Source organism: Corynebacterium pilosum DSM 20521 = CIP 103422, from assembly GCF_000373805.1.
GTDB classification, from domain to species: Bacteria; Actinomycetota; Actinomycetes; order Mycobacteriales; family Mycobacteriaceae; genus Corynebacterium; species Corynebacterium pilosum.
Window position 1 is genome coordinate 16,446 of record NZ_KB892438.1, and the last position, 25,148, is coordinate 41,593.

Below are 25,148 nucleotides of genomic sequence, written 5' to 3' on the forward strand. Positions count from 1 at the left end.
AGTACCTTAGCCGCGAACATAGCCAAGCACCTTGGCGACGACCTCCTTGTATGGAACCTCGGTGGTTTCGCCACCGCGGATGCGCAGTTCGACGTTGCCGTCCTTGAACGCACGGCCCAGGATGACGGCGTATGGCATGCCCAAAAGCTCGGCATCCTTGAACTTCACGCCTGGGGAAACCTTGGGGCGATCGTCGAAAAGCACCTCGATGCCCGCCGCGTCGAGTTCAGCCACCAGCTTGTCGCCGGCCTCAAGTGCTTCCTTGTCCTTGTTGGCCACGGCCACGTGCACCTGGTACGGGGCAACCTCGGCTGGCCAGACCAGGCCCTTGTCGTCGTGCATCTGCTCCACCAGCACGGCCATCATGCGCGAGATGCCGATGCCGTAGGAACCCATGGTCGGTACTGCTTGGCGGCCATTTTCGTCGAGGATCTGCACGTCCATGGCCTCGGTGTACTTGCGACCCAGCTGGAAAATGTGGCCCAGCTCAATGCCGCGTGCCAGCTCCAGGGTGCCCTCGCCTACTGGCGCCGGGTCGCCTTCGTGGATTTCGGCGGCTTCGATGGTCTCGTCGACTTGGAAGTCACGGCCAGCGACGAGGCCGACCACGTGACGCTGCTTCTGGTCCGCGCCGGTGATCCATGCGGTGCCGTCAACGATGCGGGGGTCTGCGAAGATCTTGACGCCGTTGGCTTGCAGGCCACGCGGGCCCACATAGCCCTTGACTAGGAAGTCCGACTTCGCGAATTCTTCATCGGAGACGAATTCCCAGGTTGCAGGCTCCAGTGCTGCGTCGAGGCGGTCCTCATCAAGTTCGCGGTCGCCGGGGATGAGCACGCCGGCAAGTTCTGGGCCTTCGCCCGCGTCGATCTTGATCACCATGCACTTCAGGGTGTCTGCGGCGACGGCCTCGCGGCCCTCCACCTGCACACCGGCGCTGTTGGCCCAGTTCACCAGGGTCTCGATCGTTTCAGAGTCCGGGGTCTCGTACACCACAGCCTCAGGAAGGCCCTCAACAGAACGCGGCTGCGGGGCCACAGTGGTCACCGCTTCCACGTTGGCCGCGTAGTCGCCAGCAGTGGAGATCACGAAAGTGTCCTCGCCGTTCTCCGAGTACGCTAGGAACTCCTCCGACGCGGAGCCACCCATGGCCCCAGAAGTCGCCTGGCAGATCTCATAGCGCACGCCCAAGGAGTCGAAGATTCGTCGATAAGCCTCGCGGTGTTTCGCGTAGGACTCGTCCAAGCCCTCGTCGGACATGTCGAAGGAGTAGGAATCCTTCATCACAAACTCACGTCCGCGCAGAATGCCGGCGCGGGGGCGGGCCTCATCGCGGTACTTCGTCTGGATCTGGTACAGCGTGACCGGGAAGTCCTTGTAGGAGGTGTACAGGTCTTTCACCGTGGAGGTGAACATTTCCTCATGGGTGGGGCCCAGCAGCATGTCATTGCCACGGCGGTCCTTCAGGCGGAACAGCTCAGGGCCGTATTCGTCCCAGCGCCCGGTCGCCTCATAGGGTTCACGCGGCAGCAGAGCTGGGAACAGCATTTCCTGGGCGCCGATGGCGTCCATCTCGCGGCGCACCACACCCTCGATCTTGCGCAGGGTGCGCAGGCCCAGCGGCAGCCAGCTATAAATGCCAGGCGCGGCGCGACGGATGTAGCCGGCGCGCACCAGCAGCTTGTGGCTGGGGACTTCGGCGTCGGCAGGGTCTTCGCGCAGAGTGCGCAGGAAAAGCTCAGACATGCGGGTAATCATGGGGATTATCGTACCCGTTAGGCTTGGACCCATGCTTATTGTGTTGCCCCCTTCCGAAACGAAGGCCTCCGGCGGCGAACATGACCCGATGTCGCTGTCATTCCCACAGCTTGATCCGGTGCGCGAGGACATCATGGCGGACCTCGCCGCGTTGCCTATCGACGAGCAACTCACCGCTCTCAAACTCAGCGATCGGCAACGCCCCGAAGCCGAAGCCAACCTCACCCTTACCACTGCCCCGGTCATGCCCGCCATCTACCGCTACACCGGCGTGCTTTACGACGCGCTCCAGGCCGATTCGCTTTCCGACGAAGCCCTCAAACGCTTAGCTATCGGTTCCGCCCTGTTTGGCGTGGTGCGTGCCGACGATATGATCCCCAAGTACCGCCTCTCCGCAGGATCGAAACTGCCCCGCCGCACCGATGGAAGCACGCCAACAATGAAGGCGCGGTGGGGATCCCACATCACTAAGGCACTGCAGGACACGGGCGGGTTTATCGTCGATATGCGATCGGGCGCCTACCAGCAGCTAGGAAAAGTGCCCGGCGCGATGACGGTTCGTGTCGAGTCTGTGCAGGACGACGGCTCGCGCAAGGTGGTCAGCCACTTCAACAAGTTCTATAAGGGCGAGCTGGCCCGGGTGCTGGCGGGGTCGCCACAGAACGCGGATTCGGTGGAGGGCGTGGCCGAAATCGCCGAGACCGCCGGCATGCAGGTTGAGGTGACGGGCAGCGAGCTGACCCTCGTCGTTAAGCCTTAGCAGCGCGGGCCCCGATCAACTGCACTCCGATGGTGGCCACCACGCAGGCGAGGAACATGACGATGGCCATCGCGATCGGTTGAGACATGCCGAAACCTGCGACGATGCCCACCACCGGGCTGACGATTCCCGCAAAGAGGAACTGGCCCGCGCCCATGATCGCGGAGGCGGTGCCGGTCACGCCCTCGGCGCGGTCGATGGCCAGCGCCGAGTTGTTGCTCAGGTTGATGCCATTAGACGCCACGACGACAAACAGGCCAACCAGAATGAACCAGCGATTCAGTTCCAGGACGGTCACCGCTCCGAGATAGATGGTGGCGACAAGCTGCACCACGTTGAAAATGCGCGCTAAGATTAGAGGGCCGGTGCGTCCGACAATGCGGCGGTTGATGATAGTGAGGATCGCCAAGCCTGTGGTGTTCACGGCGAAGATGATCGCGTATTGGATCGGCGAGAAACCGTAGTGTTCCTGCAGCACATAAGGCGACGCGGAGACGTAGGCGAACATGGTGACGAAGGAGAACATGAAGCCCAGCGAAAAGCCCACGAACTCGCGATCTTTCGTGAGCTGAGCGAAGGCATCGCGCCCCGATTTCAGAGTGAAGGGGCGCCGCTTCTCTACTGGCAGGGATTCCGGAACGAAGCGCCACACGCCGAGCCAGATCACTAGATTGAGTGCCGCCAGCACCCAGAACACGCCACGCCAGCCCACGAAGTCCACGATCAGGCCACCGAGGATCGGGCCAACGACGGGCGCAACGGAGCCGAGCATCATTAACAAGGCGAAGACGCGAGCGAGTTCTTTACCGCGGGCAAGGTCGCCTGCGACCGCACGAGCCAGCACTACTGCTGTGCCACCTGCCAGGCCTTGGGCGACGCGAGCCACGTACAGCACCCAGATATTGGGTGCGATTGCCGCCAGCACTGATGCGAACATGAGAGCCAGCGTTCCGCCGACGAAGAGCCGGCGGCGGCCAACTGAGTCAGAGATTGGGCCGACGACGATCTGCCCCACCGCAATACCCACCATAAATGCGGTCAGTGTGAGCTGGCCTGCGGTCTGATCCACGCCTAAGTCCCGCGACAGCTGCGGCATGCCGGAGAGATACATGTTGATCGTCAACGGTTCAATTGCCGACACCAGTGCCAGCACCGTCAACAGCAATGGCGGGATTGCACCACCCTGCTTTTGTGTACGCGTCATCACGAACCTTAGACTAGTGCCCCCGGGGGCATAGTGCAAACGATTGTCAATAGTCGTGTTTTGGGGTTAAGGGATTCTGCCGCTGCAGAATTCCCGCGTCAACTAAACTGGAAAGGCCTTCATCCTCTACTTGGTTAGCCCCAGGCCCCGCCGATATTCTGCAGCTGCAGAATTTTCAGACCAACAAGCGCCAAAACCAGGCGCCAAAATGAAACACTCGCCTTGAGAATTTTCTGCAGAATGTAGAGGCCGATTTGAGCAGTGCCCCCCAAAGAAACAGGTTTCGCTCGACTACAGAAAAGTTCGTATTCTGCAGCCGCAGAATTTCTACGTCAACTAACTGAAGGGCCGGACATACCCGTGGACATCGCCCGCTGCAGACATCACTCACGTTCTGCAGCTGCAGAATGACCTCCTTCAAAGCGGACCAGCAGACAGCGACCCTGAAACAGTTGCTCCGCCCGTGATTTTTCTGCAGCTGCAGAATTTGTAGACTGACGACCATCAAAAACCCAATGGCTAAAACGCATCCCTCCCCGACCACGAAGCCCAGCCGCATTCTGCCGAATATTCGTCAGAATACCGACAAGGAACAGCGGATACTTGCGAACCAAATTTTCTGCAGCTCCAGACCACTTAGATCGACTTGGGTCAGCGTGGCACTACAAACGGTCTTTTTCTACCTCAAAACTTGTCGCCATTCTGCAGACCAACGATCTTCGACACCCGGCCTCTGACAACGAAACTCTCGCCCTTATTCTGCAGCTGCAGAATCACCCCGCCCCATTTATCAATTTATCAATCACGTTCTGTGCCCCGCGCTACACTGATCACCATGCCGCCTCGCAATCCATTCCGCCCCACGTTCGGCGCAAGCCCTAAAGTCTGGGCAGGCCGCGCCACGGTCCTCGACGAATTTTCCACAGCTATCGACGCCGGCCCCGGCCACCCCAACCGTTCACTGATCATTTCGGGCTCGCGCGGCATCGGCAAAACGGTCCTGCTTACCGAACTTGAAGATCTCGCGCGCAAGCAAGGCTGGGTGGTCGTCCGCGCATCAGGCCGCCAAGGCATGGCCGAAACGCTCACCAATTCCACGATCCCAGAGCTCATGGAATCCATCGACCCCAGCGCCAAACGCCATGTGACTGGGGTCTCGGTTGCGGGACTCGGCTCGGTATGCAGCGAACTTAACGACAATCAACCCGTGGTCCCCCGCTTGGTCACCCGCCTGCATGAGCTACTCAACCTGCTCAAGGGCACCGGCGTGCTGATCACCATCGACGAAATCCAGGACGCTAACCCTGACGATCTCGCCGAAATCGCTGTCGCCTACCAGGACCTCATCCGTGACGATTCCGAAGTTTCACTAGCCATGGCGGGGCTCACCCAGGGCATCAACCGGCTTCTCAACTTGCCCGGCGCGACTTTTCTGCGCCGCGCCCGGCACTATGAGCTTGGCCCTTTAACCGTCGACGATGCCACCACAACGCTGGCGGAGACCGCGGCAGAAGCTGGCAAACCTTTCACCTCCGGCGCCGCAGAGTATGCGGGCGAACTCACGCAGGGCTATCCGTATTTGGTGCAGCTCATTGGCTTTTTGGCGTGGAACGCGGCAAAGAATTCGGAGATCACGCGGGCGGATGTGTCGTCGATAAGCGAGGAGGCGATTGAGATCCTGGGGACGCAAGTGCATCAACCCAGCCTGCGGTCCGTGCCTCCGCGGCAGCGCGAGTACTTGGATGCGATGGCGCATATCCAGGTTCAGACGGGGCGTTCGCGCGTGTCGACGACCGACCTGACTACTGCGCTGGAGCGGCCGACGACGGCGCTATCGGATACGCGGAGCAAGCTGATTGACCGCGATCTGATTGTGGCCGCCGGGTGGGGCGAAGTAGAATTCGCCCAGCCTTACCTGGGCGAATTCCTGCGCCGCGAGCAGCGGCCACAAAGGGTGAACTAGATTAGGCGGGCGCCATCAGACCCAGCGTGGTCGGCAGCCACGTGGACAGCGCCGGCACGAACGCGACGATGAACAGGGCGATGATAAGCGCTAGGAGGAATGGCCACAGGCGCGCGATCACCGGCTCGATGCGTAGGCCGGCCACTTGGGCGCCGACGAACAGCACGTTGCCCACGGGCGGAGTGATCACGCCGAGCGACAGGTTCATCACGACCATCGCACCGAAGTGGACCGGATCCACGCCGAGTTCGGTGACGATCGGCAGGAAGATCGGCACGAAGATCAAGATGGCCGGTGTCGGGTCCATGAAGGTACCGATGACCAGCAAGATCAGCATGATGATCAGCAGGATGACCACCTTGCTGGTGGACACGGACAACAGCCCCTGCGAGATCAGCGCTGGGATGCCGGCGAACGCCATCACCCAGGACAGCGCAGACGATGCGGCGACCAGCATCATCACGATGCATGTGGTGCGCGTGGCATTCAGCAGGACCTTGGGCAGATCCTTGACGCTCAGTTCGCGGTAGATGAAGCCGAGCGCCAGGCAGTAGAGCACAGCGATCGCGGCGGATTCGGTTGGGGTGAACCAGCCGAGCAGGATACCGCCGACGACGATGAAGATCATCAGCAGCGAGGGCACCGCGCGCCAGATCACCAGCATGGCCTGGCCAACGGTGGGGTGCACGTCGTCTCGTCGATAGTTTTCCTTGCGCGCAAGCCACACGCCGACGATCAACACTGCGATCAACCAGAGGATGCCGGGACCAACGCCCGCCATGAACAGGGCTGCGATCGATGTCGATGAGACCAGCGAGTACACGATGAAGGTATTCGACGGTGGAAGCAGCATGCCCGCCGGGGCGGAGGCCACGTTCACGGCCGCGGAAAATGGTCGCGAATAACCGTCGCGGCGCATCTGCGGGGTCATCACGGTACCGACAGCAGACGCCGCCGCAACGGCAGCACCAGACACAGATCCGAACAGGCCGTTGGCCACGACGTTGGTTTGCACCATCGACGCAGGAAGCTTGCCGACGATCACCCGTGCGGCATCAATCAGACGTGAAGCGATACCGCCGGAGTTCATTAACGCGCCGGCCAGCACGAAAAACGGGATAGCCAGAAGCGAGAAGGAGTTGGCGCCGGTAAACATGCGCTGGGTAATCGCGGCGGCACCGTTTTCCACGCCCAGGACGGCCATCGCGGCCAGCATCGACGGCAGGCCGATAGCGATGGCGATGGGGACCGAGCTGGCGATCAGGACGACGACGCCAACAAGCAAAATGAGAGCTGCAACTGCTGCGGGTGACATTATTTCTTCTCTCCTGTCGCAGACGTGTTCTCTGGGGTGACCTCGACCGCGGCAAGTTCTTCCGCGTCCTCAATTTCTGGGTAAGGCTCGAGGCTCCCGTTGGCGACCTCGATCAGATCAATCAAGGCGAAGATGGCGATGCACACACCGGCAATGGGGATCACAATGTAGACCCAGCCGATCGCAAAAGGCAGCGCCGTCAGGTTCTGGTACCACGCATTGCTGGCGGCCAGGATGCCGCCCCACACCATGCCGACGGCCGCGAAGATCAGGATCATCGCTTGGACAAAGATCTGCGTGGCGCGCTGGCCGCCCATTGGCAGCTTGCATGCCAGGAAGTCAACGGCGATGTGGCCACGCTCCCCGAAGAGGAACGCGGACCCTAGGAAGGTCAGCCACACGAAACAGATCTTGGCGAACTCCTCAGACCACGTGGATGGGGCGTTGAGAATTTGGCGGCTAATCACCTGCCAGGACGTGGTGATCACCAACACGGCGAACAACACGATGGACACGGCTGCAAGAATATTACGCAGCCCTACTTTCAGGCCGTGCATTTTACTGGCCTCCTTCAGCGGCGCGGATGTCGTCGTAAAGCTTGTTCTGGAAATCCGTAGTCAGGAATTCTTCACGGATCGGTGCCAAGGATTCTTGGAAGGCTTCGTCGTCAACGTCGACGAACTCAGCGCCCTCAGACTCGGCTTCTTCGATGGCCTTCTCGGTCTCCACGGCCCACAGCTCGGTGTGCTCGGTCATGGCCTTGTCCCACTCTTCGTCGAAAATCGCACGATCTTCGGGGCTCATGGCATTGCGCAGGTCAGCGCGCATGATCATGTAGTCCAGGCCGACGAGGTGCTCCGTCTGGTTGAAGTAGGGCGCGACCTCATTGTGCTGCTGGGTGGTGTAGGAGACCTCGTTGTTCTCCGCGCCGTCGAGCACGCCCGATTGGATCGCGGTGTACACCTCGCCGTAGGACAGCGGGGTGGCCGAAGCGCCCATGAGCTGAATCATGCGGATGTGCATGTCTGATTCCTGGACGCGGATCTTCAAACCGGCCAGATCCTCCGGGGTGCGCACCGGGGCATCCTTGGTGTACACGTTGCGGGTTCCTTGGGTGAAGCCGCCGATCACGGTGATGTTGTCGCGATCCTCCAGGGAGGTAAACAGCGGCTCCATGAGGTCCTGGTCGCGGATCACGCTCATCTGGTGGTCGATCGAACTGAAGGTGGTGGGCATGTTCAGCACCTGGAAGTCCTTGTTCAGGTTTTCCAACTGGGTGCCGGAGACGATCGCCATCTCAATCGCACCGGAAGTGACGAACTGCACCACTTCCTGCTGCGAACCCAACTGTTCGTTAGGGAAAATGGTGATCTTCCAGCGCCCATCGGTGCGTTCCTCGAAGCGCTGGGAAAAGTTCTCCAGCGCCACGTAGGACGGGTGGGACTCTGTCTGGTTGAGGGCAAGCTTCACGTAGGTAGTTTTCTCTGGATCACCTACGGTTTCCAGGTTGAGCCCACCCAAATCGCCGCACGCGGACAATGTCAGCGCGGCGACCATGGTCAACCCGGCAGTTGCAAGGCGTGATCGTTTCACATGCAGCTCCAATGTTGATATGACGAAAAAGGTTATGACCAGAGTCTGACACCCGGAAACCAAATCACAAAAATCACATCATATGATGTAGGTCACTACAATCGTGTTCGCCCAGCGCACAACGCTTAACGACGAAAAACGCCTCCCCCGCGCTACCCCCATTATGCGCGGAAAGAGGCGTATCAAATATGGGTTTAACCCCGAGCCTTCAACACCGAGTAGCGCTTATTGCGGGCCACTTCCTCTACGCGCGCGAACCTCTGCTGCACCTCATCGCGGTATCGCAGGTGCGAATTATGCACCACGAACAACTCTCCCCCATCGGCCAATAACCGCGCAGCGCCGTCCAGCAGGTGCTGGACCAGGGTCGCGTCAACACTCGTGCCCTCATGGAAAGGCGGGTTCAACGCGATCACATCAAACCCGGGTTCCAGCTGCGCACCGGCGTCATCCCACGTCACTTCCGCGCGATCGCCAAAGTCCGCAAGGGTCGCTCGCGCAGACACCACGGCATCGGCATCCGAATCCGTCGCCAGAACCTGCGCCTGCGGCCACGCCTCCAGCACGCGCTTGGCCACCGACCCATTGCCGCAACCTAGGTCTAAAAAGCGCCGCGAGTGATCGCACGTATCGACGATCACCTCAGCCAAAAGTTGACCCCCGAAGTCTTCCTTCGCCCCACTGAACACCCCGCCCACTCCGACGAGGCCACCGCGCACCGCCGGCTCATACGTGCCCGGCTTCGGGCCCGAGGCCACAAGGCAGCGGAATTTGCCCCGCCCGCGGGAGGCACGCACATCACTAAAGGAGCGCGCCAGCACATCATTCATGCCGCGCGACAAATGCTTATTGTTCGCGCCCAGCACCACGGTCACCTCGTCAAAACCCGCTGCGGCCACTGCGCGTGCCACATAGTCCAGGCGTTCCAAAGATTTGGGCATCTGGCCTACCACCACGGCACTGCCGGAACCGGAAAGGTGCTCGTCGTAACGCACATCCCCGATCACCTCCGCCCCGGCCGCGCGCGCCGCCTGGGCCTGGGAGAAATCGGACTGCAGCGAGATCACGCGCCCCGGCGCGGCCTCAAGGAGGCTGCCGGTGGGATCGTCGACGATGATCCACGTGTCGGCTGCCGGGGTGTTGTCCAGGATGAGGGCATCAAGAGTGCGCAAGACCAGCAACCTTTCCAATCACGTACACGGCGGGATTAGTGATGGAATGGGCCTCCATCTCGTCGGCAAGCGTACCGGCCGTTGCCCGGACGACGCGCTGCTGCGGGGTCTCGCCGTCCTGGATCACCACCGCAGGTGTTGTGGCTTCGAGGCCGTGGCCGACCAGGGTCTGGGTGATCGCGCGCGCATTCTTCACGCCCATGATCACCACGATCGTCCCGCCCACGCGCGCGAGTGCTTCCCAATCGATCAGGCTTTTCGGGTGATCCGGCGCAAGGTGGCCGGAGACCAGCGTGAAGGAGTGCGTCAGACCACGATGCGTGACCGGGGTCTGCGCGGCCGCCGGAACCGAAACCGCGCTAGTCACCCCCGGAACCACCGTGCACGGGATCCCGGCCTTCACGCACTCTAGGTACTCCTCGAAGCCGCGGCCGAAGACGTAGGGGTCCCCGCCTTTCAGGCGCACCACCTTTTTGCCCGCCTGCGCGTGCTCGATCAGCAGGGCGTTCGTCTTCTCCTGCGCGACCTGCATGCCGTAGGGAAGCTTCGCCACGTCGATGATCTCCTTGCCCGCGGTATCGAGGAAATCGTCCAACTGGTTGGCAGGACCGAGATGGTCGGTCAGGATCACATCGGCGGCCTCAAGGGCGCGCAGCCCGCGGATCGTGAGCAGATCCCACGCGCCTGGGCCACCGCCGACGAGGGTTACTTCTCCTATACTCATAAGGCTTAAGTCTAGGCTGGGGCTTATGGCTTACCCCAACCTGCACCATAGTTTCGCCGACGCGCTACCCGAACTGGCCATCGCCACCGAGGCCGCCACCCCGCCGGCACCCAAGCTTGTTGTGCTTAACGACGAGCTGGCCCGCGATTTGAAGCTGGACCCAGAGTGGTTGCGCAGCGACGAAGGAGTGTCCTGGCTCTGTGGCGCCGGTGGCGGTCACGCCACCGGTTATGCGGGCCACCAGTTCGGGCAGTTCTCCGGAATACTTGGCGACGGGCGCGCCTTACTGCTGGGCGACCGCGGCGGCTGGGAAATCCAAACCAAAGGTTCCGGCCGCACCCCCTTTTCCCGCGGCTATTCCGACGGCAAGGGCGCGCTAGGCCCGATGCTGCGCGAGTACCTGATCAGCGAGTTCATGCACGCGATCGGGGTGCCCACCACACGAGCACTAGCTGCGGTGACCACCGGCGAGCAGATCCGCCGCGAACGCGGACTGGAGAACGGCGCGATCCTGGTCCGGGCGGCCAAATCCCACCTGCGCGTGGGCAGCTTCGAGCTCGCCGCCACACAGTCCGATGATCTAGTGGCGCGCATGATTGAGTTCGCTGGTTTCGCCAGCGCCCGCGAGCTGCTAGAGACAGTCACCCGCCGCCAGTTCGATCTTGTGGCCCAGTGGATGCGCATCGGGTTCGTCCACGGCGTGATGAACACCGACAACACAACGATCTCCGGGGAAACCATCGACTACGGCCCCTGCGCCTTCACCGAAAAGTTCGACCTGTCGGCCGTCTACTCCTCCATCGATACTCAGGGCCGCTACGCTTTTGGCAACCAGCCGGACATCATGGCGTGGAACCTCACCGTGCTGGCCCGCGCCCTCGGCGACCACCTGGACGAGCACGCCACCCAGGACTTGTTCGACCAGCTCCCCACGGTGTGGGAGGAGGCCCAGAACAAGCACATGCCACAGATCGACGAGCTGGCGCGTGCCGACGACATCACCACCTTTAACCGTGAGCACCACGGCGGGCCTCTGTTCATCCCCCGCAATCAGATGCTGGCCAACGCCCTAGTCTCTGCGGAAGCCGGCGAGTTTGGCCCCTACTTCCTGCTCCTTGGCGCGGTGACCGACCCCTTCAACCCGGAGGCCGGGCCTGAGTGGTTGGCGCAGCCCGAGGGCCCGCTCGATTTCACTACCTTCTGCGGGACCTAACCAGCAACGATCTGCCAGGACACGCCCCAGGCGTCCTGCACCCAGCCGTCCTCCTCCGCGGCCGGGTCCGCAGACAGCGCCGCACGCAGCCTCTCGCACTCCTCTTGGTCCGCGGCGTAGAGCCGCAGGGACAGGCCCTCGGTGAAGGTGAAGTTCTGGTCCACGGCGGAGTCCATGGCGGCACACCACTGGCCGTACAGGGTGAAATTGGAGAAGACGATGTTTGCCCCGTTGTCCGGCATCTGCCCCATGTCGGCATAGCGCACGCGCGAGCCAGGAGCGCTGTGCGGGATGACGGAAATGTAGTAGTCCGTCGCCTCGGCCGCTTTGTTCTGCGCGGCACCGCAAAACATCAGCTGGGGGACGGCGCGGGGTGCGTCCTCGTCCTCGTTCAGCATCAGCTGCCAGTTCACCCCGAACCTGTCCTCTACCCAGCCGTAGAGCGGGGAATGCGCGTAGGAATCTAGGTCCATCAGGGCCGTGCCGCCCTCGAGCAGTCCGGCCCAGACCCGGCGAAGCTTCTCTGCGTCACTGAAAGTGAGCAGGAAGTTGATCGCGGGGTTCGGGCGCGGCCGCTCACCGCCATCGGCCAGCAGGATGTGCAGGCCGCCGATCACGATCTCTTCGCCGGCACCGGTCACATCAGGCAGGACCTCGCGGTAGAAGGTGGCGGCTTCGTGGGCGCTGGGCTTGCACCAGATTGTGGGCACAATTTTCTGCATACCCGAAACGCTACACCCCCACCTGCACTGGAGTTGGCGCGGGCGGGGGTGATCGTCGTTAAGCGATGTTTAGCGGTCCAGCTTGAGCATCTTCTGGGTGTAGTCCCACTGCTCCTGGAACTTGGACTGGTCGCGGATCAGTGGCTCCCCGTAGGTTGGGATCATTTCGTAGAGCTTCGGGCCCCACTCGATCATGTGCTCGCCGAAGCAACGCTCGATGAGCTCCAGCATGGCGGCCGGTGCGATGGACGCACCAGGGGATGCACCGAGGATACCGGCGATGGAGCCTTCCTGGTTGTTCACAAGCGCGGTGCCGAACTCCAGGGAGCCGAAACGTGGTGGTGCCGATGGCTTGATCACCTGCACGCGCTGGCCGGCAACGATGGTCTCCCAATCCGAGCCCTCAGCGGAGGGGACATATTCCTTCAGGGTTTCGATCTTCGCGTCGAAGTCCTTCATCACTTCCTCGACCAGGTACTTCACCAGGCCGAAGTTGGTTGCCGCAACGCCCAGGTAGGACGGGATATTGTCCAGGCGAATGGACTTGAACAGGTCCAGGTAGGAACCTTCCTTGAGGAACTTCGGGGTCCAGCCACCGTATGGGCCGAACAGCAGACCCTTCTCGCCATCGATCACGCGGGTATCCAGGTGAGGCACCGACATTGGTGGAGCGCCCACCTTGGCCTTGCCGTAGACCTTGGCGTTGTGCTGCCCGATCAGCTCTGGGTTGGTGGAGCGCAGCCACATACCGGAGATGGGGAAGCCTGCGTAGCCGCGGACCTCTGGCACGCCTGCCTTGCGCAGCAGGTCCAGGGCGTAGCCGCCGGCGCCGACGAAGACGAAGCGGGCCTTGGTGACCTTCTTGTCGCCGGTATGCACGTTCTTCACGGTCACGCGCCAGGAGTTGCCGTCCTTCTTCAGGCCGATGACTTCGTGGCCGTAGCGGACCTCAGTGCCTGCAGCTTCGGCAGCGGTGAGGAACTGGCGGGTCAGCGCGCCGAAGTTGACGTCGGTGCCTTCCTTGGTCCAGGAGATCGCCACTGGCTCTGCGCCGAAGTCGCGCTCCTTGGCCATCAGCGGCAGCTTCTCGGCGAACTCGGAGTGGTCGTCGGTGAATTCCATCGCCGGGAAGAGGTGGTTATCGTTCAGCAGTTCGTAGCGACGACGCAGGTAGTCAATCTGGTCCGGGCCCTGTGCGAAGGAGACATGCGGGACGGGGTTGATGAACTCCTTTGGGTTGGTCAGAATGCCATTGCCCAGCTGGTGTGCCCAGAACTGGCGGGAGACCTGGAACTTCTCGTTGATGTTCACCGCCTTGGTGATGTCAATCTTGCCGTTCTTTTCTGGCGTGTAGTTGAGCTCACACAGTGCGGAGTGACCAGTACCGGCGTTGTTCCAAGGGGAGGAAGATTCCTCTGCGGGGCCGTCCAGGCGCTCGTAGATCATCTGCGTCCAGCTTGGCTCCAGCTCACGCAACATGGCGCCGAGGGTTGCGCTCATCACGCCTGCGCCGATCAGGGGGACGTCGACCTCATCTTGGGCATTGCCGGTTGTATTTTCGTTCGTCACCTGTTTAAACCTCTTTTGTTGTCTCTCTTCCGCCTGCGTTCACGTTCCCGTCACGTGTTAGCTGCCGGAACACCCGCAGGCGATGGCTTCTTTTCCATAGTACGCCGATACACGGCGGGGGTGCCATCTATGGCCTGGTTCATCCCCTTTTGTTGGTATCCCCTCCCCTTCCGGGGGTACTGCGGGGTCATCCGTGCACCCTGACGCTTGACGACGAGCACCTAGCCCATCCCGCTTGTCGCCTAGAGTAGGTGGCATGACACCTTCCGCACGACATTTCGACGATGCCGGCTGGCATCCCGACGAATTAGGTGACCACTTCGAATCCACCGATATCCACTTAGGCCCAGACCCAGAGGGCGAAGGCGAGGCCGTAGCCACGCTGGTGCGCCATCTTCCCGACGAGCCCACAGGAAAACCCGCGCTGCTGTGGGTCCACGGGATGACGGACTACTTCTTCCACGACCACGTGGCTCGCTTCTTCGCCGCCGAAGGCTACCCCTTCTACGCCGTCGATCTGCGTAAATGCGGGCGGGCACGCCAGAAGGGCCAGACGTGGCACTATGCGGAGGATCTAGAGCACTACTTTCCTGACCTGTCCGCGGTCGCGCAGATGCTTGCCGAACGCCACGGCTCGTTCGTACCCATTGCGCATTCCACCGGCGGCTTGATCGTTCCCTTGTGGGCGGACCATGTGCGCCGCACCGCTTCTGAGATCCACCAGGGGCTTGCCGGTATCGTTCTTAACAGCGCGTGGTTGGACATGATGTACCCGCAGTGGGCGTTGACGCTGGCCAAGCCCGTGATCAAGTTCGTCGGCAAGCGCTGGCCGCGGATCGCTATCCCAGGCGGAAACCTGGGCTCCTACGGCAAGTCCATCCACTCCAGCGCGCATGGCCTGTGGGATTTTGATCTTGAGAAGAAGCCACTGGGCGGACATGAGAAGTATCTGGGCTGGGTGCGTGCGGTGATGGCTGGCCAGGCGCAGATCCACCGCGGCGATATCGATGTCGGCGCACCCGTCTTAAGTTTGTGCTCGAACAAGTCCTACTTGAATCAGCCTTATTCTGCAGCTGCAGACACCGCAGACACGGTCCTGGACGTGGACCAGATTCAGCGCTGGTCTCCGCGACTGTCCCATGACGTGCGCGTAGTGGAGATCCCCGGCGCCCGCCACGACGTATTCTTGTCCCTAGAAAACCCGCGCCAGCAGGCTTTTCAGACAACACTGCGGTGGCTTTCCCAGTTGGGTCAGTAGGCCCGCGGGAATCAACTAGGCACACCCCGCGTTAGTCCTCTATATATAGGTATAGTTCGCGCGTTACTCGTCCCTTCACAATTGTCAGGAGTTTTACTGTGACCACCCCCGCAGCACCCGCTGTCGATGCTCATTATGACTACATCATTATCGGCGCCGGTTCCGGCAACTCGATCCCAACGGAGGACTTCGACGACAAGTCCATCGCCATCGTCGAAAAGGGCCTCTTCGGTGGCACCTGCATGAACGTCGGTTGCATCCCGACGAAGATGTACGTGGTGGCTGCGGATACCGCACTGTCCGCATCCGACTCTTCCCACTTGAACCTGGATACTGAGTTCCATGGTGCAGATTGGAAGTCCATCATCGAGCGCGTTTTCCACAACCGCATCGACCTGATCGCCCAGGGCGGCGAGGAGTACCGCCGCGGCCCGGAGACACCGAATATCACGGTCTACGATCACCACGCTTCCTTCCTAGCGCCGAAGACCATTCAGACCGGCCAGGGCGATGAGCAGAAGATCATTTCGGGCGAGACGATCATCATCGCCACCGGTTCGCGCCCCGTGATCCCCGAGGTGATCCAGGAGTCGGGCGTGCCTTTCCACACCAATGAGACGATTATGCGCTTGGACAAGCAGCCGGAGTCCCTGACCATCGTCGGCGGCGGTTTCATCGCCATGGAGTTTGCCCACGTATTCCAGTCCCTAGGCACGAAGGTCACGGTGGTGAACCGCTCGCCACTGCTGCGCACCCTTGATAAGGACCTGACCGAGCGCTTCAATGATCTGACGCAGCAGCGCTACACCACGCACATCGGGCGTACGGTCGCTGGCGCGCGTTCCGACGATCACAGCGTCACCCTCGTGCTTGACGACGACACCGAGGTCACCTCAGAAGCTCTGCTGGTTGCGACGGGCCGCAAGCCCAACGGGGATCAGATGAATCTGGATTCTGCTGGCATTGAGATGCGCCCGGATGGCCGGATCGCTGTCGACGAGTTTGGCCGCACCACAGCCGAGGGCGTGTGGGCGCTGGGCGATGTGTCCTCGCCTTACCAGCTGAAGCACGTGGCAAATGCGGAGACCCGCGCTGTGCGCCACAACATCCTGCACCCAGACGAGATGGTGCCGATGCCACATGACAATGTGCCGTCCGCCATCTTCACCCATCCGCAGATCGCCACCGTGGGATTGACGGAGGAACAGGCCCGCGAGCAAGGCTATTACGTAACGACGAAGGTCCAGAACTATGGCGATGTCGCCTACGGCTGGGCACTGGAGGATAAGACCGGCATAGTGAAGCTGGTAGCTGATCGCCAGTCTGGCAAATTGCTGGGTGCGCATTACATGGGTCCACAGGCGGCCACGTTGATCCAGCAGATGATTACCGTTATGGCCTTTGATCTGGACGTTCGCGAGGTAGCCACCCACCAGTACTGGATCCACCCCGCCCTGCCGGAAGTCACAGAGAATGCCTTGCTTGGGCTGGACTTTGAGTTTCCTGACGTTTAACTAGCACCTCAGTGGTCTGGGCCCTACCCCATTCGGGTAGATGAGACCCAGGTCACTGTTAATTTTTCTCAGGAACTGCATATTTCCAAAACTTGAGGTCATTGCCTGAATCATCAACACTCTCCTGATCAAGTGGTGATCCGAACTCAGTATGTTCACAGACTCTTATCTGCTGGCTTACGGGAATAACTGCGTCCGCGTCAAGTTTCGGTTACAGTTACTCAACGACACCGGGACCGAGCCTGCCAAAGGCAACCGGGTGATCATGGCAAGCATGCAGGGTTTGCCACGATATGTGCAGATTTCCAACCCGGAAGTCTTGTCAGAACTACAGAGAAGGAATAGTTTCATGCGCAATTTCCGCAAGGCAGCACTGGCTGGAGCAACTGCACTGGCAGTTGCATTCGGCTCCACCTCCGTCGCAGTCGCGGCAGAAGGCAGCAGCTTCGACAAGGTACCTACGCAGGTCGCTAATGAACTCGGCGTTGACAATAACTCTGAGTCCAAGATTAACCAGGAAGAGTATGAATCCTGGGAAGAAGTCAGCAAAAACCACCCAGACGGTCAGCAGAACTGGGCTGACGGCCGAGCAATCTTCGGTTCCTCCAAGGACTTCTCCGAGCAGCCACTGTGGGCGAAGCTGTTCTACGGCGGCACCATCTTCGCTGCAGTCGCAGGCTTCATCGGCACGATTGTCGGCCCACTGTACTACTACGTCGTACACGGCCGCTAATCTGCGGAACCCCGCACACAACCCAGACATTCAATCTTTTCGAAAGTAGGAAATCATCATGCGTAAGTTCCGCAACGCAGCACTGGCTGCAGCAACCGCAGTCACCGTCACCTTCGCAGGCGTGTCCGTCGCAGACGCTCAGACCAATGGCACCGACGTCACCTGGAAAAACCCTGGCCTCTCTTCCGCCCGCGACGCAGACGCAGATACGGTCGACCGTCTGTCCAGCACCTGGGTCGATGGCGGCTCCTCCGCTGTCGGCGAGGCTACCGATGCAGGCAAGCCAGTCAACGCCATCAACCTCCTGGGCTCCTCTGTTGACGATTCGCAGAACCCACTGTGGTCGCTCCTCTGGCGTGACGGCGCAGGCATCGCAGCTATCGCAGCTGCAGTCGGTGGCGTCATCGCTGCCTACAACTACGCTGTCTACCAGGGCATCATCCCTCACGCTATCCAGTTCTAATCACTAGATAAGCGATACAGCTTAAAGCCCACCGGAGCTTTCCGGTGGGTTTTATTCATTTTCTTAGTCCCAGGGCGAGGTGAACTCGTCGTCGGGAAGCGTCAAAATCTCATTGCCGTCCTCCGTGATCACGATGGTGTGCTCGAACTGGGCGGTGAACTTGCCATCCAAGTTTTGGATCGTCCAGCCGTCGTCCCACATGCGGTAGGGCAACTCGCCCAGATTGATCATCGGCTCAATCGTCAGCGTCATACCCGGCTCCAGAACATCCGTGTAGGCATCGGAATCATAATGCAGCACCACCAGCCCATTGTGGAAGGTGGGGCCCACACCGTGGCCCGTGAAGTCCGTGACCACGTTGTATCCGAAGCGCTTCGCGTAGGACTCGATCACGCGCCCAATCACGTTCACCTGCCGGCCAGGCTTGGCCACCTTGATGCCGCGCATCGTCGCCTCGCGGGTACGTTCCACCAGCAGGCGATGTTCCTCGCTGACGTTGCCGGCCAGGAAGGTAGCGTTCGTGTCGCCGTGCACGCCGTTCTTGTACGCGGTCACATCAATGTTGACGATGTCCCCGTCCTGAATCACCGTGGTATCCGGGATACCGTGGCACACAATCTCATTGAGGGACACACACGTGGCCTTGGTGAAACCCCGGTAGCCCAGGCAGGAAGGGTAGGCGCCGTGGTCAATCATGTACTCGTGGGCCACCGCATCGATCTCGTCGGTCGTCTTGCCGGGCTCCACAGCCTCCCCCGCCAGTGCCAGAGCGTTGGCAGCGATCTTCGAGGCCTCGCGCATTGTCTCAATCACCTCAGGCGTCTGCACGAAAGGCTCGCCCACGTTCTCTTGGACAGTGTCCTTCCACACATACTCGGGCCGCTCGATGTGCTTGGGCACATCGCGGATCGGGGTGGGTTTTCCTGGGGTCAACATTGCGCGTTCAGTCATGGCAACCATGCTAGTCCTTGCTTGCCGACGAAGCCTAAGCCGGGTTGACCGCCTGATCGTAGTTAACCAACATATTGTCGGTGATGGCCACCGCTGCTTCCGAACCGCCGCCGAGAACCACGAGCGTGGCAAAAGCAATATCGTCCCGGTAGCCCGCAAACCAGGAGTGCGAACCCTGGTTGATTTCGGCCTCACCGGTCTTGCCGTGGATCTCTCCGCCGGCGCTCATGCCCCGGGCCGTACCCTCCGTGACCACTGAGCGCATCATTTGGCGCACCCCGTCGATGGATTCGGGGCTGAGTGGCGGCACCTCTTCGCTGACCTTCGTCTCTTGCCCCTCAATCAGATATGGCACCGGGCTGGCACCATTGGCTGCGGTGGCTGCCACCATCGCCAAGCCGAACGGACTGGCTAGGTCATAGCCCTGACCGTAGCCGGCCTCGGTGCGCTCCAGTGGGGTCTCGCCTTCGGGGATAGAGCCGGTCATCGTATCCAGCCCCGGAATGTCATAGTCGATGCCCAAGCCGAATTGCTTGCCCACCTCCTGCAGCTCGCCCGGAGCAAGCTTCGTCGACATGTCCGCGAATGTGGTGTTGCACGAGCTCGCGAATGCACGCTGCAAGGGCACGCTGCCCAGCGAGAAGCCCGCGTAGTTGGTCACCACACGCCCATAAATATCCATGGTGCCTGGGCACGGAACGATCGAGCTTGTAGCCAGCCCCTGACGCTCAAGACCCGCAGCGGCGGTGACGATCTTGAACACCGAGCCCGGCGGGTACTGCCCCATCAGCCCAATATTGCCGTCCTTATCAGCGGCAGGCGTCTGCGCCACCGCCAGGATCTGGCCTGTCGACGGGCGCACCGCCACAATCACCGCCTGCTGGCCCGCCACCGGCTCCAGGGCAGCCTCGGCTGCGCGCTGCAGCTTGTGGTCCAAGCTGATCCGGACCGCAGGCGACGGCGTGGGTGCGTGGTACTCCACGTCCTCCATCGCAGCACCCTCCTGGTTCACCTTGGCCACGCGCCAGCCGTTCGCCCCGTCCAGCTGATCACCTACGATGCGTCCCACACGCGCCATAATGTCAGGCGCGAACGTCGGATCCGCATTCACCATGGCGGCCTCTTCGTTCAGGCGCACGCCGGGTTCGTCGGCAAGCGCATCCGCTACCTCCTGGCCCCCTGCCTGTGGGATCATCGCCACCGAAAAAGTACCTTGGGCATTTTCCAGTGCTGCGGTCAGCTCACCGGCATCGCGCGTGGGCACCTGCGGATTGCGTTCGTGGGCTGCGGCGAGCGCCTCAGAAATCGCGAAGGCGGTCTCGGGGGCGCGACGCATCGCAGACGTATCGACGAGCAACCGGAACGCCACGCCAGGTTTCAATAGTTCAGCACCGTCCGAAGAGACCACGGACGCTTTCTCCGCCTCTACGGGCCGCAGCTCTAGGTGCTGGTGCGCGCCCAAGGAGGGGTGCAGCAAGGAGGGCTGCCAGCGCACCGTCCACTCCTCGTCCGTCTGGGTCAGAATCATGGAGGTGTCATAGGCCAGCTCGCGATCGCGCGGCAGCTGCCACCGCAGCGAATAGCTCGCGGTAGCAAGGTTGTCATTTTGCTCAAGACCTGTGAGTTCGGCTTCCAGGCCCTCCGCTTGCAAACCGGCGAAGGTGGCGTCGATGGCGGCAGTCGCCGTGGGGGAATCGTCGATAAGCGAACCAAGCGTGTCCGAATCGTGCGCGGCCAGCGCGTCCAGAAATTCTTGGGCGGTAGGCTCGGCTGAATTCGGCTTCGGCGTGCATGCGACGAAGCCGGCACCGAGGAGCATCACGGTGAGCAGAACCCAGAGGCGTCTCATAGCTAAAAAATAGCAGCGCCGACCAATTAGTCGGCGCTGCCACATACGAAACCCCCAGAGTCTAGCGAGTAACCTTGACTTCCGCCTTGGCCCCCGCCTTCGCCTCGAGGCCTTCTTCCTCAGCGATCTGGTGTGCCATCTCAATGAGCGTATCGACGATCTCCTCCTCCGGAACCGTCTTGACAACCTCGCCCTTGACAAAGATCTGGCCCTTGCCGTTACCGGAGGCAACACCCAAGTCCGCGTCGCGCGCCTCGCCCGGGCCGTTGACAACGCAACCCATAACCGCAACGCGGAGTGGGTACTCCAGGTTCTCCAGACCGGCGGTAACATTTTCTGCCAGGCTAAACACGTCCACCTGGGCGCGACCACAGGACGGGCAAGAGACGATCTCCAAGCCGCGCTCGCGCAGGTTCATCGACTGGAGGATCTGGTCGCCGACCTTGATCTCCTCTACTGGGTCCGCGGACAGGGACACGCGGATGGTGTCACCGATACCCTGGCTCAGCAACGCGCCGAAAGCCACGGAAGACTTGATGGTGCCGCGGAACTTCGGGCCGGCCTCCGTCACGCCGAGGTGCAGCGGGTAGTCCGTCTGCGCGGCCAGCTGGCGGTAGGCCTCCACCATCAGCACTGGGTCCGAGTGCTTCACGGAGATGGCGATATCGCCAAAGCCGTGCTCCTCGAACAGGTTAGCCTCCCAGATCGCGGACTCCACCAGTGCCTCTGGAGTTGCTCGTCCGTATTTTTCCAGCAGGCGCTTATCCAAAGAACCGCCGTTAACGCCGATGCGGATGGGGATGCCCGCATCGCCCGCTGCCTGTGCGACTTCCTTGACGCGGCCGTCGAACTCCTTGATATTGCCCGGGTTCACGCGCACTGCGGCACAGCCGGCGTCGATCGCCGCAAAAATGTACTTCGGCTGGAAGTGGATGTCAGCGATGACGGGGATGGGCGATTTCTTCGCGATGATCGGCAGTGCTTCTGCATCGACCGTCTTCGGGCAGGCCACGCGCACAATATCGCAGCCCGCGGTGGTCAGCTGCGCGATCTGTTGCAGGGTGGCGTTGATGTCATGCGTTTTCGTCGTGGTCATCGACTGCACGGTCACCGGGTGATCGGAGCCGACCCCTACCCCGCCGACGGACAGCTGGCGGGTCTTACGGCGCGGTGCGAGTGTGGGGGCTGGGCCTTCCGGCATTCCGAGGCCGATGGGTGAATTCATTATTCTCCTCAATCACGACAAACTAGGCAGATAGAGCTGCCACCCAGACTAGCATTGGTGTCAACTACCCGAACAGCCTAATCGGGTTCACCACATCGGCAACGATCACGATCACACCAATGGTCAATAGCGTTGCCGCCATCACAAATGTCAGAGGCATCAGCTTCTCATAATTCGCCGGTGGTCCCGGCGCCAGGCCGCGGAGGCGGCGGATGTCGTCGCGAAGCTTCTCATAGAGCACCACCGCGATATGGCCGCCGTCCAGCGGCGGCAACGGCACAAGGTTGAACATGGCTAAGAAGAAGTTCAGGTTGGCCAGCAGCATCCAGAACACGCTCCACAGGGAGCGTTCCACCAGTTCGCCGCCGGCCATCGAGGCACCTACCACGCTCATCGGACCCTCAAGGTCGCGTTCGGCACCGAAGATTGCGGCGACCACACCGGGGATCTTCGCGGGGAACTGCAGCAGGGCCTCGAAAGTGGCATTCAGGGTTTGGCCGGTAAAGGTGAAGGTCGCGGGTACGGCCTCGAGCGGGCCGAAGGTGCGGATCGGATCCTCAATCGGGGCGTTGACTAGTCCGATGGCCCCGGCATCGACCATCTCTCCTTGCGCGTTGAGGCGCTGCACCGGGTCCACCTCGATCGGGAACATGAGTTCCTGCCCGTCGCGTTCGACGACGAGTTCCACCGTTTGGCCTGGGCGCACCATCACGTAGTCGCGCAGTTCGGTGAAGTGCTCTAGCTCGTGGCCGTCCACCGACATCAGCTTGTCGCCGACTTCCACCCCGGCCTCACCCGCCGGGCCGGCCCCTGCGCAGTCCGCCACCGTTTCGGTGTCGATCTGGTCGGAGGTACAGGAGACTTCCCCCACGGTAGGTGTGCGATCCGCATAAGGGTTCGGGATACCAGCGGTGACCGCCACGAAGTACAAGATGATGAACCCCAAAAACAGGTTCATCAACACGCCGCCAGACAGCACGATCACGCGCTGCCACCACGGCTTATTTACCATGGCGTGCGGCGCCTCTTCTTCAGTGACGGGGTCTTGGGCCGTCATGCCCGCGATGTCGCAGAACCCGCCGAAAGGCAGGGCCGCCACGCCATATTCGGTGTGACCCTTGGTGGTGGACCACACCGTTGGCCCAAACCCGATGAAATAGCGGCGCACGCGCATGCCAAAGGCGCGCGCGGCTAGCAGGTGCCCCAGCTCATGAAGCGCGATTGCTGCGGCGATGCCCAGCGCAAAGAGGACAACCCCCAATAAATATGACCCCACCAGGTCAGCCCCTTTCTAGCGGGCGAGTTCGTCGATCAGCACGTTGGCGCGACGACGAGCCTCTGCTTCTACGGTCACCACATCTTCAAACGAGTGGGCCGGAACCGCAAAATCGCCTGCCCCACCGACGATCTCCCCGACCACATCCACGATCTGCGGGAAACGGATCCTACCAGCCAAAAAGGCCGCGGCCGCTTCCTCGTTCGCAGCGTTATACACCGCGGAGAACGTGCCGCCCTTACCAGCGACCTCGCGGGCGATTTGGACTGCGGGGAACGCTTCGTCGTCAAGCGGTTCGAAGCGCCAGTCGTGAGCCTGGCTGAAGTCCAAGGCGGGCTGGGCACCGGCGACGCGCTGCGGCCAGGCGAGTGCGTGGCTGATCGGCAGTTTCATGCTCGGTGGGCTGGCCTGCGCGATGGTGCAGCCGTCGACAAAAGTCACCGCGGAATGGATGATGGACTGCGGGTGCACCGTCACGTCGATCAGGTCTGGGTCGACGTCGAAAAGCAGCGTCGCTTCGATCAGCTCCAGGCCTTTGTTGACCATGGTGGCCGAGTTCAGCGTGTTCATCTGCCCCATCGACCACGTCGGGTGCGCCGCTGCCTGCTCGGGCGTGACATCCCACATCTGCTCGCGTGTCTGGCCACGAAACGGCCCACCGGACGCCGTCAGCACAAAACGCGCAACCTCGTCGACACGCCCTGCACGCAGGCACTGCGCCATCGCCGAATGCTCCGAATCCACCGGCACGATCTGCCCTGGCTTCGCCTGATTGGTCACAAAAGTACCACCGGCCACCAGTGATTCCTTATTCGCCAGCGCCAGTGTGGCGCCCGTCTGCAGCGCGGCCAGCGTTGCGGCCAAGCCCATCGACCCGACAAGCCCATTAAGGACAGTGTCCGCAGACTGATTATCGACGAGCTCCCGCGCGGACTCCTCCCCCGCTAGCACCGCCCCGCCGAGGGCTTCGCCGACGATCTGCGCCGCCTCCGGCTTGGCCACCGCCACCTGCTCAGGCGCCAGGCCCAAAAGTCGTGCCTGCTGGACCACCTGGTCCGGGTTGGAACCCGCGGCGGCAATGCCGACGACCTCGAAGCGGCCCGGGTTCTCCTCAATCACTTCGATGGCTTGGGTACCGATGGAGCCGGTAGACCCCAGAATTAAGATTTTCTTCTTCGTGCTCACGGCATCTATTGTGGCACCCAAAAACTCTCAAGCGAAAGTATGAAACATTTAGGGGGTGACAACTCCCTGGTTGGGGTATTTATGTGCCAAGATAGAGCACAGGTATCAGTGCATGTCTTGTGCTGCTTTTAATTGTGAATGACAAGGAGAACACATGGCTACGTCCCATGAGAAGACCTACGAGGTGTACAACGGCGTCTCTGAGCAGGACGTCCCATCGGCAAAGTGGGGCTGGTCTGAGCTGAGCCCGAAGACCATCCAGCTTGCTGGTTGGGGTTCCGTGATCTTCCTTGTCGCGTACAACTTCGGTAACCACGAAGGCCACGTGGAGACCATCTGGCTGCTCTCGATCGCAGCGATTATCGCTATTGGTCTGATCCTCTTCGCCCTGCGCCCACAACTGTCTCAGGTGCGCACCCTCACCGGTGCGAACCAGCCAGTCGGCTACCAGGAGAAGGACTGGGACTACGACCAGAAGACCCTCTCCGGCGAATACGCCACGCTGACCGATTCTCAGCTGCGCGCTCTGAACATCGACCCAGCCCGCGTTGCACACCTGCGCGAGCTGGACAATGGCAGCACCGCCGCGAAGCCCGTCGAGGCCAACACCACCCGTGTTGACCGCTCCGGCTCCACCGTGGCGGACGAGAAGTAAAAAGCTTTCTCCTAGCGCAACGCCCCGGCTCCTTTAAGGAGCCGGG

Annotated in this window: 22 protein-coding genes; 8 read left to right on the top strand and 14 right to left on the bottom strand. The window is 61.4% G+C overall.

All coding sequences use genetic code 11. The features are described 5' to 3' along the window. Nucleotides 1-6: 6 nt before the first annotated feature. On the bottom strand, nucleotides 7-1,758 hold the full coding sequence (locus tag B097_RS0100075; protein ID WP_018580489.1) for a proline--tRNA ligase: 1,752 nt from the start codon (nucleotides 1,756-1,758) through the stop codon (nucleotides 7-9). 31 nt (nucleotides 1,759-1,789) lie between these two features. Between B097_RS0100075 and yaaA the strand changes: the two genes are divergently transcribed. Then, complete coding sequence (gene yaaA, locus B097_RS0100080) at nucleotides 1,790-2,518, top strand: peroxide stress protein YaaA (protein WP_018580490.1); 729 nt, start codon at nucleotides 1,790-1,792, stop codon at nucleotides 2,516-2,518. Here the strand turns inward: yaaA and B097_RS0100085 are convergent. Beyond that, nucleotides 2,508-3,722 carry a multidrug effflux MFS transporter gene (locus B097_RS0100085; protein WP_018580491.1) on the bottom strand — a complete coding sequence of 405 codons (1,215 nt, stop codon included), beginning with the start codon at nucleotides 3,720-3,722 and terminating at the stop codon, nucleotides 2,508-2,510. The genes yaaA and B097_RS0100085 overlap by 11 nt on opposite strands. Before the next feature lie 835 nt (nucleotides 3,723-4,557). Between B097_RS0100085 and B097_RS0100090 the strand changes: the two genes are divergently transcribed. Then, entirely contained in the window at nucleotides 4,558-5,685 is a 1,128-nt protein-coding gene (locus B097_RS0100090) for an ATP-binding protein (protein ID WP_018580492.1), read from the top strand. Between the two features lies 1 nt (nucleotide 5,686). On the opposite strand, the gene B097_RS0100095 is transcribed toward B097_RS0100090, so the two are convergent. The 5 genes from B097_RS0100095 to cobA form a co-directional block, all read right to left on the bottom strand. Beyond that, the gene (locus tag B097_RS0100095) at nucleotides 5,687-7,003 is read right to left on the bottom strand and encodes a TRAP transporter large permease (RefSeq protein WP_026254185.1); all 1,317 of its coding nucleotides are present in this window, start codon (nucleotides 7,001-7,003) and stop codon (nucleotides 5,687-5,689) included. Continuing rightward, the gene (locus B097_RS0100100) at nucleotides 7,000-7,557 is read right to left on the bottom strand and encodes a TRAP transporter small permease (protein WP_018580494.1); all 558 of its coding nucleotides are present in this window, start codon (nucleotides 7,555-7,557) and stop codon (nucleotides 7,000-7,002) included. Before B097_RS0100100 ends, B097_RS0100095 begins: the two co-directional genes overlap by 4 nt. A 1-nt stretch (nucleotide 7,558) precedes the next feature. Continuing rightward, nucleotides 7,559-8,593, bottom strand: coding sequence for a TRAP transporter substrate-binding protein (locus tag B097_RS0100105; RefSeq protein WP_018580495.1), 1,035 nt, complete (start codon nucleotides 8,591-8,593; stop codon nucleotides 7,559-7,561). 194 nt (nucleotides 8,594-8,787) lie between these two features. Continuing rightward, nucleotides 8,788-9,765 (bottom strand): class I SAM-dependent methyltransferase, encoded by a 978-nt coding sequence (locus B097_RS0100110; protein ID WP_018580496.1) that lies wholly within the window; start codon nucleotides 9,763-9,765, stop codon nucleotides 8,788-8,790. Then, entirely contained in the window at nucleotides 9,752-10,489 is a 738-nt protein-coding gene (gene cobA, locus B097_RS12195; RefSeq protein WP_018580497.1) for a uroporphyrinogen-III C-methyltransferase, read from the bottom strand. The genes B097_RS0100110 and cobA overlap by 14 nt, the downstream gene beginning before the upstream one ends. Nucleotides 10,490-10,514: 25 nt before the next feature. On the opposite strand from cobA, the gene B097_RS0100120 reads away from it, so the two are divergent. Next, nucleotides 10,515-11,702: a protein adenylyltransferase SelO family protein gene (locus B097_RS0100120; protein WP_018580498.1), complete on the top strand. Its 1,188-nt coding sequence runs from the start codon at nucleotides 10,515-10,517 to the stop codon at nucleotides 11,700-11,702. Here the strand turns inward: B097_RS0100120 and B097_RS0100125 are convergent. Then, nucleotides 11,699-12,424 (bottom strand): VOC family protein, encoded by a 726-nt coding sequence (locus tag B097_RS0100125; RefSeq protein WP_018580499.1) that lies wholly within the window; start codon nucleotides 12,422-12,424, stop codon nucleotides 11,699-11,701. The two genes, B097_RS0100120 and B097_RS0100125, sit on opposite strands and share 4 nt — an antisense overlap. A gap of 69 nt (nucleotides 12,425-12,493) precedes the next feature. Further along, nucleotides 12,494-13,993: a malate dehydrogenase (quinone) gene (gene mqo, locus B097_RS0100130; RefSeq protein WP_018580500.1), complete on the bottom strand. Its 1,500-nt coding sequence runs from the start codon at nucleotides 13,991-13,993 to the stop codon at nucleotides 12,494-12,496. A gap of 256 nt (nucleotides 13,994-14,249) precedes the next feature. On the opposite strand from mqo, the gene B097_RS0100135 reads away from it, so the two are divergent. The 4 genes from B097_RS0100135 to B097_RS0100150 all read left to right on the top strand — a co-directional run bounded on the left by B097_RS0100135 (nucleotide 14,250) and on the right by B097_RS0100150 (nucleotide 17,961). After that, nucleotides 14,250-15,251 carry an alpha/beta hydrolase gene (locus B097_RS0100135; protein ID WP_018580501.1) on the top strand — a complete coding sequence of 334 codons (1,002 nt, stop codon included), beginning with the start codon at nucleotides 14,250-14,252 and terminating at the stop codon, nucleotides 15,249-15,251. A gap of 98 nt (nucleotides 15,252-15,349) precedes the next feature. Then, complete coding sequence (gene mtr, locus B097_RS0100140; RefSeq protein ID WP_018580502.1) at nucleotides 15,350-16,765, top strand: mycothione reductase; 1,416 nt, start codon at nucleotides 15,350-15,352, stop codon at nucleotides 16,763-16,765. A gap of 349 nt (nucleotides 16,766-17,114) precedes the next feature. Next, the gene (locus B097_RS0100145; RefSeq protein WP_018580503.1) at nucleotides 17,115-17,498 is read left to right on the top strand and encodes a hypothetical protein; all 384 of its coding nucleotides are present in this window, start codon (nucleotides 17,115-17,117) and stop codon (nucleotides 17,496-17,498) included. Nucleotides 17,499-17,556: 58 nt separating this feature from the next. Next, on the top strand, nucleotides 17,557-17,961 hold the full coding sequence (locus tag B097_RS0100150) for a hypothetical protein (protein WP_018580504.1): 405 nt from the start codon (nucleotides 17,557-17,559) through the stop codon (nucleotides 17,959-17,961). Nucleotides 17,962-18,024: 63 nt separating this feature from the next. Here B097_RS0100150 and map read toward each other — a convergent pair whose 3' ends face one another. The 5 genes from map to dxr all read right to left on the bottom strand — a co-directional run bounded on the left by map (nucleotide 18,025) and on the right by dxr (nucleotide 24,447). Further along, nucleotides 18,025-18,921, bottom strand: coding sequence for a type I methionyl aminopeptidase (gene map / locus B097_RS0100155; RefSeq protein ID WP_018580505.1), 897 nt, complete (start codon nucleotides 18,919-18,921; stop codon nucleotides 18,025-18,027). A gap of 25 nt (nucleotides 18,922-18,946) precedes the next feature. After that, the gene (locus tag B097_RS0100160; RefSeq protein ID WP_040429159.1) at nucleotides 18,947-20,761 is read right to left on the bottom strand and encodes a penicillin-binding transpeptidase domain-containing protein; all 1,815 of its coding nucleotides are present in this window, start codon (nucleotides 20,759-20,761) and stop codon (nucleotides 18,947-18,949) included. Nucleotides 20,762-20,822: 61 nt separating this feature from the next. Next, a complete protein-coding gene (gene ispG, locus B097_RS0100165; RefSeq protein WP_018580507.1) occupies nucleotides 20,823-21,986 on the bottom strand; it encodes a flavodoxin-dependent (E)-4-hydroxy-3-methylbut-2-enyl-diphosphate synthase in 1,164 nt (387 codons plus the stop codon). A gap of 64 nt (nucleotides 21,987-22,050) precedes the next feature. Then, on the bottom strand, nucleotides 22,051-23,262 hold the full coding sequence (locus B097_RS0100170; RefSeq protein WP_026254186.1) for a M50 family metallopeptidase: 1,212 nt from the start codon (nucleotides 23,260-23,262) through the stop codon (nucleotides 22,051-22,053). A 15-nt stretch (nucleotides 23,263-23,277) separates the two neighbouring features. After that, on the bottom strand, nucleotides 23,278-24,447 hold the full coding sequence (dxr, locus tag B097_RS0100175) for a 1-deoxy-D-xylulose-5-phosphate reductoisomerase (protein ID WP_018580509.1): 1,170 nt from the start codon (nucleotides 24,445-24,447) through the stop codon (nucleotides 23,278-23,280). Between the two features lie 154 nt (nucleotides 24,448-24,601). Here dxr and B097_RS12200 point away from each other — a divergent pair, with 154 nt between their 5' ends. Beyond that, nucleotides 24,602-25,102 carry a DUF2631 domain-containing protein gene (locus B097_RS12200; protein WP_018580510.1) on the top strand — a complete coding sequence of 167 codons (501 nt, stop codon included), beginning with the start codon at nucleotides 24,602-24,604 and terminating at the stop codon, nucleotides 25,100-25,102. Nucleotides 25,103-25,148: the final 46 nt, after the last annotated feature.